Here is a 12579-nt window from a genome sequence, read left to right as displayed (position 1 = left end):
CGAGAACGGCGAACGGCAACGCCGAACAAGAGGCGCGCCACACATGGGCCGTGCGGCCGCGACATCGATGGTCAGTCGCGTGGAGGTCGCCGCGGCCTTTGCCCGGGCCGTGCGCCTTGGCGGGTTGAGCCAAGTCGCCGGGGCATGCGCAACGACGCTTCGCCGACGAGTGGCCAGATTTTGTCAGGGTTCCCGTAACCGAGGTGCTCGTGGCACGAGCCGATGGCCTGGCCAGGAGCATGGACTGCGCGGATACGACGCGGTTCAGCTCGCGTCAGCGCTGGTCTGGCAGGACGCCATCGGGCGGGATGTCGTTTTCGCGACGGTCGATCAGGTGTTGATGAACGCCGCCGAGGCAAGCGGATTGCAGGCATGGCCCGGCAATGCCGGGACCCGCGGACCCGGATAGCCCAGAGACCCGGCGCCTTCAGTGCTGTACCGGCTCGACCAGCATCAGGTCGCTGCCTTCGGCGTTGACGAGGGGCACGAGCAGCGTGCGCTCGTCCGGTGACAGCGCCAGCCCGCCACCGACCGGCTTTCCCAGCCTGGCGATCGTCGTCTGTGTCCCTGTGCGCAGATCGACCGCGTCGATCGTGCCGAATCCCGCACCGGCGGCAGGGAAGTAGAGGTGCCTGCGTCCGACGACGAGGTTCAGGACGCCCATCAGGCCTGACGCGACGTGCTCCTCCGGGCCACCCCCAAGGGGCATACGCCAGATCTCGCTGGCGCGTGAAGTAAAGCCAGCGACCGTCGGGCGACTCCTGCGCGGCGCTGCTACGGCGCTGCGTGACTTGCACGGCGAAGCCGCCGCCCGCCGGCATGCGCCAGACGTTGGCATCGTCGATCACCTCGGTGGTCTGCCGGGAGAAGTAGATCCACCGCCCGTCGCGCGACCATTTCCCCTCCAGCACGTACCCGGGTCCCGTCTCGAGGCGGGTTGCGCGGGCGGTTTCCGCGTCGAGCAGGAAGAGGCCGCCGGTGGCTCGCGGCGCCGCGTTGAACAGGATGCGTTTGCCGTCAGCCATCGACGCGGCGAACACTCCACTCCACGATTGCGATCGACGGCGTCGGTCACGGATCCTGTGCTTCATGCCGAAGCCGCCTGCGACGCCAGACCCGAGCAGGAGTGGTGAACCGACCGAGGGGGAAACTTCAAGCGTCACCGGTTCGTCACGACCGATGACGGCGAAGCAGGGGCAGTACCTCGCGTTCATCCACTACTACACCAAGATTCATCGCGTCTCGCCGTCAGAGGCCGACCTGCGACGGTACTTCGGGGTGACAGCGCCCGTGGTGCACCAGATGATCGTCACCCTGCACGAGCGTGGCTTCGTCGACCGTGAGCCGGGGAGGCCCCGATCGATCCGCCTCAGGCTCACGCGCGCGCAGTTGCCCGATCTGGAGTGACGCCCAGGTGGGCGAAGCGACTGCCGCTGAGGACGACGCACCGCCCGACGTCATCGCAAGGGGTCGGCAACCATAAGATCGGTGTCATGCACGAGTCCTTTCGCAACCGAATGCTCACGGGTTCCGTCAGGGGCCCATCGTGACACTACCGACGTGAGGGGACCTTGGCCTGCAGTTCCTCGAACCAGTTGGTGATGAGGCCGACGTGCGTGACCGGCGGCGGAGGTTGGCGCGGCCGACGTTGCACGGCGTAGAACCGCCGGCCGTCCGGCGAGATGTCGTAGCACCGGAGGGGCACACAGGCGATGCCAAGGTTGGCAGGATCGAATCGGAACAGCGTCCTGGGCACTGAGGCTTGGTTGGGGCTCAGAGGCCTCGAGCGTCGACCTTACGCGTCGAGCAAGCTCGACGCCTACACCCTTCCGTGGTGTAGCGGTCGACCTTGGTCGACCGGCGTCAGGCGTCAGGCGTCAGGCGTTAACCGCCGCTCTGGGACGAAAGCAGCAGTCAGGGCCGCAGTTCGATCAGGACGATGTCACTCAGCGCGTCATCGTGCTTGCCGACGATGAGTGAGCGTCCGTCAGGTGTCCAGGCCACGCCCACGGCATCGTGATGGTTCCAGCCTCAAGGCCGTTCGATGGGTATGTCGAACAGCGCGGGATCCTCGCAGATGAGTGCCGCCGCGAAGACTGACATCACATAGTCCAATGCCTCATCGGACATCCACTTGTGCCTGTAGAAATTCCAGAAGTTGCGATCACGCGGATCATCGGGAAGTTCGTTGAGCTTGTTGATGACGTTGCCCGGGCCGTAGTTGTAGGCGGCAATGACCAGGAGCCCGGAAGCCGCTGCCGGGCTCGAATAGAGATCCGCCAGATGGCTCACCGCGGCGTCGGTTGAACGCACAGGGTCGTGCCGTTCGTCCAGGGCGTCGTAGATCGGAGCGTTGTGAAGGGGCCCCAGGGCCAGACCGTACCTCGTCGCGAGATCGGGAATGAACCCCCACATGCCCTTGGATATACCGCGGGGCCTCCGGGCTCCGACCCACGCGATGTCGAAATCGCTTTCCTGGAGTGGAATCAGGGCCAACTCCCTCGGAAGCCCTCGCTCATCGAGGGCCTTGTACACCAGCTCCAACAGATTACCTTCGCGGGCACGATCGAGCGCGGCTCGCAGCAGTGGCGCATCGGCGCGCCACTCCTCCACGTACTGCATCGCAAGCGCATGGAACCCCGGGGACACGTCCAGTTCCGATTCCCCCAGCCGGCGAGCCATGCGCATGACCGACCGTTCGGCCTGTGTCTTCCCTGCATACGTGCCGATGAGCTCCAGATAGCGGTCGTACGACTCCTCGAGCTTCGTCAGTCGATACGAGGAACGCACAAGGGTGTTCGACGAAGCTCCGCTTCGGCGGAGTCTGGCAAGATCGGCGTCCAATTCGCGCGTTTGGAAGAAGGTCTCCGCCGCCAGTTGTCTCAGGTCCTGGCTCCGCTGTCGCTCGCGGTCGTACACCATCCCCAGTGCGACAAGCCCCACCGCCAACGCGGCACAGAGCGAAGCCAGAACATGCAGCGCGCGAAATCTAGTCCCCTTCCTCCATTCGCTGGCAGACATCCATCGTCGCCGGGTCGAGATCCCGTCTGGCGTCAGCAATGTCGGCGCAGGGGTGGTTTCATCTCCTTCCCCAGGCAGCATCCTGGCAGGGGGTGGAGTCGCGGGTGTTGGCGCCTCGCGTGTCACCTCCGGCGTGAACCGGTACCCCACCTTCGGGACCGTTTCGATCCACAGCTCGGCGCCCATACCGAGCACCCGGCGGAGCGTCGAGATCTGAAACGAGAGGTTGGCCTCCTCGACGAATGTGTCGGCCCACAACTTCGCGACCAGTTCCTGCCGCGATAGCGCGCGGCCGCCGCTACGCACGAGGATCAGCAGTAACTCGAAGGTCTTGGGCGCGAGCGCGATAGGTTGCCCGTCGCGCAAGACGATGTGGCGCGCGACGTCGACGCGGATCGGGCCGAAGGCATACACCTCTATGCCGGGCGATCGCACGACTGCCTCCGACAACGGGTTGGCCATCTCGTGCGTCACGTCCGCTCCTTCGAACGACGCGCCCAGGTGCCAACTCGCCGCGCAAGGGCGGACGCGCGGCAACAGAACGGGAGTGCGTCGTATTCTACTCAGCCTTGGCCGAGGTTGCCCCACCGCCAGGCACCTGGGCTTGGATAGGGCTCGGAGGCCTCGAGCGCTTTACGCGTCGAGCAAGCTCGACGCCTACACCCCTCTCTCGACGCCCATACCCTTCTGTGGTGTAGCGGTCGACCCTGGTCGACCGGCGTCAGGCGTCAGGCGTCAGGCGTCAGGCGTTAGGCGTTAGGCGTTAGGCGTTACCATCGGCGCATGTCCCTCGACGAGCGCGCCTTCTTCAACGAGCGACCCGAGACCCGCAAGGCCCGCCATCAGTGCCCCCGATGCAAGCGGACCAACGAGTACAGCGTGCGCTGGGTGCGGCGCTCGAAGAAGGACCGCCTGCCCGGCGGCGCCGACGAGCAGGACCGCGCCAAGTTCGCCAAGCTGCGGGACTACCTCCTGCGCGTCGAGGACGAGCTGACGTGCGCGGAGTGTGGCAAGCGGTTCGAGATCCCGTCGCAGCAGTCGCTGGTCTTCGTCGACCAGATGGCCGGCCTGCCCAACGACGAGGAACTCGAGCGCGAGATCCAGGCCGCATCGGGCGAACCAGCCGGCGTGCAGGAGCCCGAGGCCGCTGCCAAGCCCGCCATCCCAGCCCGCTTCCTGCGGAAGTCCACCGGCTGGAAGTAGCTCCCCGCGGAACTGGCGTCACGCCAAACCATTGAAAGACAAGGGCTTGCGTTTTCTCACGTAATCCTCTGAACTCCCTGCACCTCTGCAAAGGACATGCAAATGCCCCGGCGCTTAGCGTCGGCGCATGTCACAACTCATTGGTGGGGGAAGGGCGCTCGCGGGCCTCGTCTTAGGCATTCTGCTCGGCAGTAGCACCGCGGTCGCCCAACCAGTGCTGCCCGACGGAGGGGCGGCGCGCGACTCGCTGACGACGCTGGATCTGCTCATGCCCGAGGTCGTCGGGGCGAGCTCAGCCGCGAGCGCCGTGACAGCCCGCGTGGTGGTGGATGCCAAGCTGCAAGGCCTCGTCGACGACCTCCTGGGCAGGTCGCCAGCCTTCCGCCGTCAGTGGCAGCGTCTGGAACGGTTCCCGCGCTTGTCAATCCGGATCGAGTTGGTCCACGCCAACCAGATCGGCGGCGACGCGCACGCGGCGACCACGATCGCCGTGCTGCACGATGGCTCCGTGGATGCGACGGTGGCGATTCCGGGTGGCCGGCGCCTCCCGGAGCTGGTCGCCCACGAAGTGGAGCACATCCTGGAGCGGCTCGACGGGGTCAATGCCGCCAACCAGCATGCGCTGGGTGACCACTCGGTGCGGCGCGCATCCGGCACCTTCGAGACCGCACGGGCCGTGCTCGTTGGCCAACTGGTCGCGAAGCAAGTCCAGCCACGGTGAGGAGCGAGCATGCGCGCCATCCTCACCCTCGCTGCCGCCTCGCTCGTCTCCGGGCTGATGCCCGGGATGCCGGGACGCTATGTCGTGGTTCCCACGAGCGTTCCCTCGGAAGTGGGCCTTCGGCCGTGCCCGCCGTCGTTGTCGCTGGATGGCGCAGGCGTAGCCTTCGAGGCGCACGTATCGCTCGATCCCGCAGACCAGAACGGCAAGCCGGACGTGTACCTGCTGGAGCGCTCGACCAACCGGGTGATGCTCGTGTCGCGCAATCCCGCTGGAAATGCAGGCCGAGGCTCGAGCCGGTGTCCACGCGTGTCTGGTGACGGCCAGCGGGTGGTGTTCGAATCGGACGCGACCGACCTGGTCGAGGGCGACCCGCCGGTCACGACCGATGTCTTCGTCCTCGACAGGAGCACGAACGTGCTGCGCCGGATCGCTGCGATGGCCGGCGCTGGCCCGAACACGAGTGCTCGCCCTGCGCTCTCGGCCGATGGCCGGGTCATGGTCTTCGACGCGCGACCGGTGGATGCCACACCCGGCCAGCGGTCGCACGTCTACCGGGTGTCACTGGACGCGCCGGGTGACGTTCAGGAGGTCGGCGAAGGATACGCCGCGACGGTGAGCACGGATGGCAGCGTCGTGGCGTTCGTCACGAGCCTGCACCCTGGCGCGCCTCAGGTCATTCGGGTGATCGGCCCCAACGTGTCTCGAACCGTGGGTCCGGCGGCCGCGCAGCTGGCCGAAGGTGACGTCTTCGCGCCGGCGCTCTCGGCCGATGGGCAATGGATCGCATACGTCTCGAGACCCAGACCGACGCGCCCCGGCAGCATGGACGTCGCGCGAGCGCAGGTGTACGTGGAACACATCGGTGACGGCCTTCGGCACCTGGTAAGCATCACGGCGCAAGGGCGGGAAGCCAACGGCGTCAGCAAGCTGCCCGCGATCGACGCGACGGGCAGCCGGGTGATCTTCGAGTCCACGGCGACGAACATGGCCTGCGACTCGCGCGACCTTCCCAGTTGCGGCGCGGACATCAACCTGCTGGGCGACATCTTCGTGTGGGAGCGGACGACCGCCACCGTCGCGCGCGTCAACGTCGCGACGAGCGAACTCCCCTGGCTGGAGGGCGCCGCCTATCCGACCGTCAGCCCCGATGGCAGGCACATCGCCTTCCTGTCGCGGCAACCCGTCAGCGCCGCCGACGGTCGTGACACGTTCGATCTGTTCATCACGCGGCGATGAAGGGTGATGGGCTGGAAGGCGCCGCAGCTCTGGCCCGCGCCGTGCGCCTGAATGCGTTGAGCTCCGACGCGGGCCAGAACGCCCATCGACGCTTCGCTGGCGAGGGGCCCGACTTGGTCAGGATCCCCTGGACCGAGGTCCTCGTCACACGAGCCGATGGCCTGGCCTGGGAACACGGACTGCGCGGATGCGGCGCGGTTCAGCTCGCGTCGGCGCTGGTGTGGCAGGACGCCATCGGGCCGGATGTCGTGATTGCGACCTTCGACCAGGTCTTGATGAACCGCAGCGGCGACCGGCTGCAAGTGTGGCCTGCCGGCGCTCGCACGCGCTCGTGAAGCCATCGCATGCACGTCGCGTCGCCATGCAGTTCCGGCAGGCTTGTGGCAAGTCACTGGCACACGCTTACGGGTGCACAGGCCGCAGGTACGCCTTCTCGACGAACGTCGCCACTTCGCGGCCAAGACGTTCGCCGGCGTCCTGATCGAAGCGGAAATGGATGCCGCCGTAGACGCGCGCGTCCGAGACGTCTGCGAGGATCTGGTGAAGCGCCCCGTAGTGCAGCACCACGCCCGGGAGTGCCGGGTTCTCCAGCGTCAGATCGTGCCCAGCCTCGCCATACAGCCGCCGCATCATCTCGAGGCTGGCGCTGCTGCCGCTGGCGTGGTTCGACGGGTAGCTGGGAAAGCAGGGCGTCGTGATGAGCGGCATGAACGACGTATCGCCCGCCGTCCACCCATTGTCGTCGTCCCCGCCCGCGCGAATCGCGGTTTCCGGCCGCCACAGGCCGTAGTGGTACTTGGCCTCGAACGAGGCGATGAAGGCGTCGTTGACGGCCATCGCGATCAGGGCGAAGTTGCGCGCGTTCTGCGCTAGGCCGTCGCCTCGGGCCAGCGCGAGCTGCGGCGCGATCAATCGCACGCCGAAGGTGTTGCCGATGCCGTTGTAGAACCGCGCGACATCCGTACGATCGGCGGGCCGCTCGGTGCTCGCCACGCCGCCCACGGTCATCACCTCGCGCTGGGCCATGTAGTAGCGGTAGCTGTCGGCCGCCGGCGGGGGCTCCGGCCGGAAGGCCCGGGGGCTCGGGATGGCCAACGGTCTCATGTTCGCGACCTGGTAAGAGATGCCGACGCGCAGGCCCGTCGCCGCGCTGACCGGGCAGCTCGGCGTCGCCTGCCACGCGCCGGTGGCGGGGGGCAGCGGCTCGAAGAACGCCGCCGGCGACGATCCGTCGCTGGCAGCGAGGGTCATGACAGCCGCGGCAGCGGCTTCGCCGACCGCGATGCCGTCGTCCTTGGCCTGCCCAGCGGGGATGGCCGCCAGCGATGCCGCGCGCGCGGCATCCAGGGCCGCGACGGTGGCCGGCGCGGTGACATACGTGCGCAGCACACGATACGCAGCCGCCACGGCTGCTGCGTCGGGTGATGCGCCGTCCGGCGCACTGACCGTGCCGAGATACGGCTCGTAATCACCGGTGATGGCGTTCACCGCTTCGAACATGGCCAGCGACACGACCGCCATGTTCCGTGCACCGCCGTTCACCCCCCCGGCCGTGTTGCCGGCGATGACGGTCCAGTCCACGACGACGTCGGCCCTGACCACAGCCGGTGCGCTCAGGGACAGGATGCCCACCAGAAACTTGACAGCCAACTTGCCAGACACGCAGGCGTTGATGCGCGTGGTCATGATCACACCTTTCGGCAACTCGGGCTCGCCCGGTCGGCACGACTGCCTGGCCAAGGCACAACCCGGTGATGGCCCGGACCTTAGCGAAGCAGCCTGGCCGCCGTCTCGAAATCCGCGCGAAGAATCGCGAAATTTTCGCGAAATCCCGCCGTGCGCGCCGCATCGAGGCAATTGCGCCGGCAATCACCCCTATGTGAAAATCGCCGCCAACCCATCAAGGCTGGCCCATTGGCGACCCAGCACATCCTCTCCGTTGACGCCACGCTCGATCTGGAGCGCGGCTGCCTTCTGCGCGCTGGCCGGCCCGTGCACCTTCGGAGGCAAACCTACGAAGTGCTCCGGTACCTGGCCCAGCGCCGCGGTCACGTCGTGGACAAGGAACGCTTCATCGAGGACATTTGGCAGGGCCGCGCGGTCACCGACGGCTCGCTGGCCAAGTGCGTCGAGGAACTGCGCGAAGCCGTGGGCGAGGACGCCGCGCGCCTCATTCGGACCGTTCGCGGGCGCGGCTACATCCTCGACACCATAGACCCTCCGTGCGATGACAACGCGACGTCGGCAACTGCGGTCATCGACGACGCCACACTGTCGGCGGCGGCTCCCTTCGACACTGACAAGGACCACAGCACGGAGCGGGCGGTCGATGAAGCGACGATGGGGCTGGCGGGTTCAACAGTCGACGCTCCCGCGAGGGCCGGTGCGCTGAGACGCCGCAGGGGAGTCGTCGCCGCCATCACGTGCGCTGCCGCGCTCCTCGTCACGTCGTGGTTCGTGTCGAGCGGCCTCGGTCGCGATACCGCTCCCCAGGCAGTGACATCGCTTGCCGTCCTCCCTTTTGCCAACGGGACCGACGATCCTGGCATCGATTACGTCGCGGATGGCATCACCGCCAGCGTGATCCACCGACTGTCCCGTCTGACCGGTCTAAGAGTCATCTCGCACACCGCCGTGCTGCACGTCAGGAAGCGCGGGGGTGACACACAAGCGATCGCGCGAGATCTTGGCGTCGGATCTGTGCTCACCGGCCGCCTCGTGAAGCGGGACACCAGGCTGGCGCTCGCGCTGGAGCTACTCGATGCGCGAGACAACCGGCATCTCTGGGGCCACCGGTACGAGGTCGACCTGCGTGAAGTAGCGACGATGGAGCAGGCGATCCCCGTCGATCTCGTCGAGTACCTTCGACTGACGTTGAGTGCCTCATCAAGGCAGCAACTGGCGCGCACGTACACGGACAACGCGGACGCGCACCAGTTGTATCTGAAGGGTCGGTACGCGTGGGAGAAATGGACAGTCCAGGGCTCGAAGCAGGCCGTTGCCTACTTCGAAGAGGCGATCAAGCGCGACCCGGAGTACGCGCTGGCGTACGCGGGCCTGGCCGATGCCTACCTGTTCGGGCTCGAGGCCGGAGCGGGCCTGCCGAGGAAAGAAGCGCAAAGCCGAGGCAGGGCCGCGGCGATGAAGGCTCTGTACCTGGACCCGCAACTGGCCGAAGCCCACGCAGCGCTGGGGTTGCTGCTGATGATCGACTGGGACTTTCCCGCCGCTGAAAAGGCGCTTTCGCGAGCACTCGAGCTGAATCCCAACTACGCAGAAGCGCATCACCTGTACTCGCACCTGCTGCTTTCACTCGGGCGCATCGACGAATCGCTTAGGGAGAGTCGAACGTTTCAGGCGCTCGACCCGGTATCGGAATCACCCATCGGTCATCTCGCCTGGCACTATCTTTGGGCCCGCCAGTATGACGACTCGATCGCGTGGAGCCTCAAGGACCGGCAGATCTACCCGGACGCGCCCCAGCCGACCCTCTGCGACGCGTATTACGCCAAGGGCATGCACAAGGAAGTCGCCGATTGCTTCTACACCGAGCACGCCAGGCGCCTGACACCCGCCGAGAACGGTGACCTGAAATCGGCGTTCGCACGTTCGGGCCTCGACGGTCTTTTTCGCGTGCGCATCACACAGTTGAAAGCCGTCGCGGACGATGAGCGAGACGACGTCGACATTGCGGCCCTCCACTCACGCCTCGGCGAAGTGGAGCAGGCGTTCCTGCATCTCGAACGGGCCTACACCCTGCGCTCGTCAGGGATGTCAGCACTCAGGGCAGACGTGCGCTTCGACAACGTCCGCGGCGACCCGCGATTCGCCGATCTCCTGCGGCGGATCGGGCTGCCGCCGCTGAATTAGGCTACGGCCTACGGGAACATGGCCACCGGCGGCAAGCGAGAACGAGCGACTGGTAGGCATCAGGCCGCCTATCCCACATCAGCCCCACTGACAGGCAGATCGCCTTCCTGGGGCGCCAGCCTGTCAGCGGCGCCGACGGTCGTCACACGTTCGAACTGTTCATCGCCCACCGGTGAACCCTCGTTCTACCGCGTCGGACTGAATCGCTTACGCCGTAGCCGTCGACCTTCAGGTCGACGGCCTCATGTCGCTCGGCTCCCGATTACTGCCCCGGGTGAACCCTGACGCGCGTCGATACATACAGGTCGACGCCGCCGACGCCCCCACTGCGATGGCTTGGCAATCGTCTCAAGCAGGTGCGGATGGTCGGCGTCATCACCGAGCGCGTGACGCAGTTCGGTCACGGTGCGCGTGAGGGCCGACAGCGCGGCGGCCAGCGCGCTGACGCAGGCTCGCGCACGCGGCGCGAGATGAACGCCGGGGAGGGAGGGCTCTCGCCGAGTCCGGGAAATCGAAGATCATGCCCTCGACGAGATCTACCGTCCAGAGCGCGAAGCAAGCTATCGCCTTCTTCGAGGAGGCGGTCAAGCGCGACCCCGACTACGCGCTGGCGTACGCGGGCCTCGCGGATGCCTATCTGACCGACGCCTCGGTCGGCGCGGCACGGACCGCTTTGGAACCGGGGGGCCAGCCTGACGAGGCAGGAAGCGGAGCGCCGAGGCCGCGCGGCGGCGATGAAGGCGCTGTCCCTGGACCCGGAACTGGTTGAAGTCCACTCAGCGCTGGGGGCCCTGCTGTGGACGGACTGGGACTTCTCCGGTGCCGAGAAGGCGTATACCCGAGCAATCGAGCTGAATCCCAACTACGCGGATGCGCGTCACATGTACGCGCACCTGCTGCTGGAGCTCGGGCGTATCGACGAAGCACTCAGGGAATGTCAGGCGTATCTGGCGCTCGACCCGGTGTCCGACGCCCCCATGATTCATATCGTCGGCCACCATGCCTGGGCTCGCGAGTACGACGACGCGATCGCATGGGGCGTCAAACTACGCCAGCTCCACCCGGACGCGGTCGGGTGGAATCTCTGCGAGGCGTATTACGGCAAGGGGGAAGCACGAGGAGGCCGCGGAATGCATCCTCAAGCGGGACGCTGGTGTTCTGACACCAACGCAGGCCGGCGACCTCAGGTCGGCGTTCGCACGCGCCGGCATCGATGGCCTGTTCCGCGTGCGCATTGAGCAACTGAAGGCAGTCAAGGATGAGAACAACCGGAACGTCGTCGACATCGCGGCCCTGTACGCTCGTCTCGGCGAGCCCGAGGAGGCGTTCCAGTATCTCGAGCGGGCATACGGCATGCGCGCCCAATCGGTCGCCGCAAGCAGGACCGACGTGCGCTTCGACAGCGTGCGCGGCGACCCCCGATTCGCCGATCTCCTGCGGCGGATCGGGCTGCCGCCGTTGAATTAGGCTACGGCCTACGGCCTGCAGCCTGCAGGGTGCGGCCTACGAGCGCTGGCGGGTGAGGATACGATGGGGGTCATGACGCTCTCGCCCGGAATGCAGGCCGCCTCGGGCGAACACGTCGACCTTCAGGCAACACCACCGCCCATCACCAGCCATTCCGGTGATCCTTCCACGCAGGTCCAGGGGATGGAGGTGCCACACGCGGCCATGCGCCGGACGGTCTCGGCATGGCTGGCCCTGGACGTCGTGGGGCAGGCGGATCTGTTGATCAGCCTCGCCGTCGCGTCCGGCTCGTACACCGTCGACGAGCAGTTGGTCATCACGCATGACGGCCAGCCGCTCGCTGCCGAGGAAGCGCCGATGCGGCATGGCGCGCGCGTGCACCGTTGCCGAGCCGGATCGGGCCGGATCGAGGTGCGCTACGACGCGACGATCACCGGCCGCGACGGGCCGCAAGCCGTGCCGCCCGCCGACCTCGTCGAATACCTGCGCCCGAGCCGCTATGCCGAGTGCGACAAGCTCATGGCCTTCGCCATGGATCTGTTCGGCGGATTGCAGGGCACCGACTGCCTGCGGGCCATCGAGGCCTGGGTCAACTCGCGCATCGCGTACGTGTCGGGGTCGAGCGACCACACCGACGGCGCGGTGGATACCCTGCTGACGCGGTGCGGCGTCTGCCGCGACTATGCCCACCTCGTCATCGGCCTCCTGCGGGCGCTGGCTGTACCGGCACGCCTGGTGGCTTGCTACGCTCCGGGCCTGTCGCCGATGGACTTCCACGCCGTTGTCGAAGCGTGCGTGGACGGGCAGTGGCACGTCCTGGACGCCACCCGCCTGGCGCCACGGGTGACGATGCTCCGGATCTCGACGGGCCGCGATGCCGCCGACACAGCATTCCTCTCGTCCTACGGCGGCACCGTCACCGTTGTCGGCATGGAGGTGACGGCCACCAGCGACGGCGACCTGCCCTACGACGATGGCTCGCTGGTCTCGATGGGCTGATCACCAGGACGGGACCGCCTGCAGGTCGAAACGGGCGCCTCGGAGAGGCGCCCCTACCT

Annotated in this window: 14 protein-coding genes; 10 read left to right on the top strand and 4 right to left on the bottom strand. The window is 67.0% G+C overall.

The genetic code is table 11. The features are described 5' to 3' along the window. Window positions 1-427: 427 nt before the first annotated feature. On the bottom strand, window positions 428-709 hold the full coding sequence (locus LuPra_RS32940; protein WP_234800714.1) for a hypothetical protein: 282 nt from the start codon (window positions 707-709) through the stop codon (window positions 428-430). A 470-nt stretch (window positions 710-1179) separates the two neighbouring features. Here LuPra_RS32940 and LuPra_RS04025 point away from each other — a divergent pair, with 470 nt between their 5' ends. Beyond that, window positions 1180-1407 (top strand): LexA family protein, encoded by a 228-nt coding sequence (locus tag LuPra_RS04025; protein WP_110169561.1) that lies wholly within the window; start codon window positions 1180-1182, stop codon window positions 1405-1407. Between the two features lie 145 nt (window positions 1408-1552). On the opposite strand, the gene LuPra_RS04020 is transcribed toward LuPra_RS04025, so the two are convergent. Beyond that, the gene (locus tag LuPra_RS04020) at window positions 1553-1756 is read right to left on the bottom strand and encodes a hypothetical protein (protein ID WP_110169560.1); all 204 of its coding nucleotides are present in this window, start codon (window positions 1754-1756) and stop codon (window positions 1553-1555) included. A 275-nt stretch (window positions 1757-2031) separates the two neighbouring features. Next, window positions 2032-3495, bottom strand: coding sequence for a winged helix-turn-helix domain-containing protein (locus LuPra_RS04015; protein ID WP_110169559.1), 1464 nt, complete (start codon window positions 3493-3495; stop codon window positions 2032-2034). A 309-nt stretch (window positions 3496-3804) separates the two neighbouring features. Between LuPra_RS04015 and LuPra_RS04010 the strand changes: the two genes are divergently transcribed. The 4 genes from LuPra_RS04010 (at window position 3805) to LuPra_RS03995 (ending at window position 6519) form a co-directional block, all read left to right on the top strand. Beyond that, the gene (locus LuPra_RS04010; RefSeq protein ID WP_110169558.1) at window positions 3805-4224 is read left to right on the top strand and encodes a hypothetical protein; all 420 of its coding nucleotides are present in this window, start codon (window positions 3805-3807) and stop codon (window positions 4222-4224) included. Between the two features lie 127 nt (window positions 4225-4351). Beyond that, on the top strand, window positions 4352-4945 hold the full coding sequence (locus LuPra_RS04005; protein ID WP_110169557.1) for a hypothetical protein: 594 nt from the start codon (window positions 4352-4354) through the stop codon (window positions 4943-4945). A gap of 9 nt (window positions 4946-4954) precedes the next feature. After that, window positions 4955-6184: a TolB family protein gene (locus tag LuPra_RS04000; protein WP_110169556.1), complete on the top strand. Its 1230-nt coding sequence runs from the start codon at window positions 4955-4957 to the stop codon at window positions 6182-6184. Then, window positions 6181-6519: a PIN domain-containing protein gene (locus LuPra_RS03995; RefSeq protein WP_110169555.1), complete on the top strand. Its 339-nt coding sequence runs from the start codon at window positions 6181-6183 to the stop codon at window positions 6517-6519. Before LuPra_RS04000 ends, LuPra_RS03995 begins: the two co-directional genes overlap by 4 nt. Window positions 6520-6586: 67 nt before the next feature. On the opposite strand, the gene LuPra_RS03990 is transcribed toward LuPra_RS03995, so the two are convergent. Beyond that, window positions 6587-7870 (bottom strand): vanadium-dependent haloperoxidase, encoded by a 1284-nt coding sequence (locus LuPra_RS03990; RefSeq protein WP_157898710.1) that lies wholly within the window; start codon window positions 7868-7870, stop codon window positions 6587-6589. Between the two features lie 228 nt (window positions 7871-8098). Here LuPra_RS03990 and LuPra_RS03985 point away from each other — a divergent pair, with 228 nt between their 5' ends. The 5 genes from LuPra_RS03985 (at window position 8099) to LuPra_RS03965 (ending at window position 12520) form a co-directional block, all read left to right on the top strand. Further along, entirely contained in the window at window positions 8099-10054 is a 1956-nt protein-coding gene (locus LuPra_RS03985; RefSeq protein WP_157898708.1) for a winged helix-turn-helix domain-containing protein, read from the top strand. Between the two features lie 520 nt (window positions 10055-10574). Continuing rightward, window positions 10575-10823: a tetratricopeptide repeat protein gene (locus tag LuPra_RS34230; protein ID WP_110169552.1), complete on the top strand. Its 249-nt coding sequence runs from the start codon at window positions 10575-10577 to the stop codon at window positions 10821-10823. Continuing rightward, entirely contained in the window at window positions 10789-11292 is a 504-nt protein-coding gene (locus LuPra_RS03975; RefSeq protein WP_110169551.1) for a tetratricopeptide repeat protein, read from the top strand. The genes LuPra_RS34230 and LuPra_RS03975 overlap by 35 nt, the downstream gene beginning before the upstream one ends. Then, window positions 11282-11521 (top strand): TPR end-of-group domain-containing protein, encoded by a 240-nt coding sequence (locus LuPra_RS03970; RefSeq protein ID WP_110169550.1) that lies wholly within the window; start codon window positions 11282-11284, stop codon window positions 11519-11521. The genes LuPra_RS03975 and LuPra_RS03970 overlap by 11 nt, the downstream gene beginning before the upstream one ends. Window positions 11522-11593: 72 nt before the next feature. Then, entirely contained in the window at window positions 11594-12520 is a 927-nt protein-coding gene (locus LuPra_RS03965; protein ID WP_237050791.1) for a transglutaminase-like domain-containing protein, read from the top strand. The last annotated feature ends 59 nt before the right edge of the window (window positions 12521-12579 follow it).

This window comes from Luteitalea pratensis, from assembly GCF_001618865.1.
Classification (GTDB): Bacteria; Acidobacteriota; Vicinamibacteria; order Vicinamibacterales; family Vicinamibacteraceae; genus Luteitalea; species Luteitalea pratensis.
This window is presented reverse-complemented; position numbering and strand designations above follow the sequence as displayed.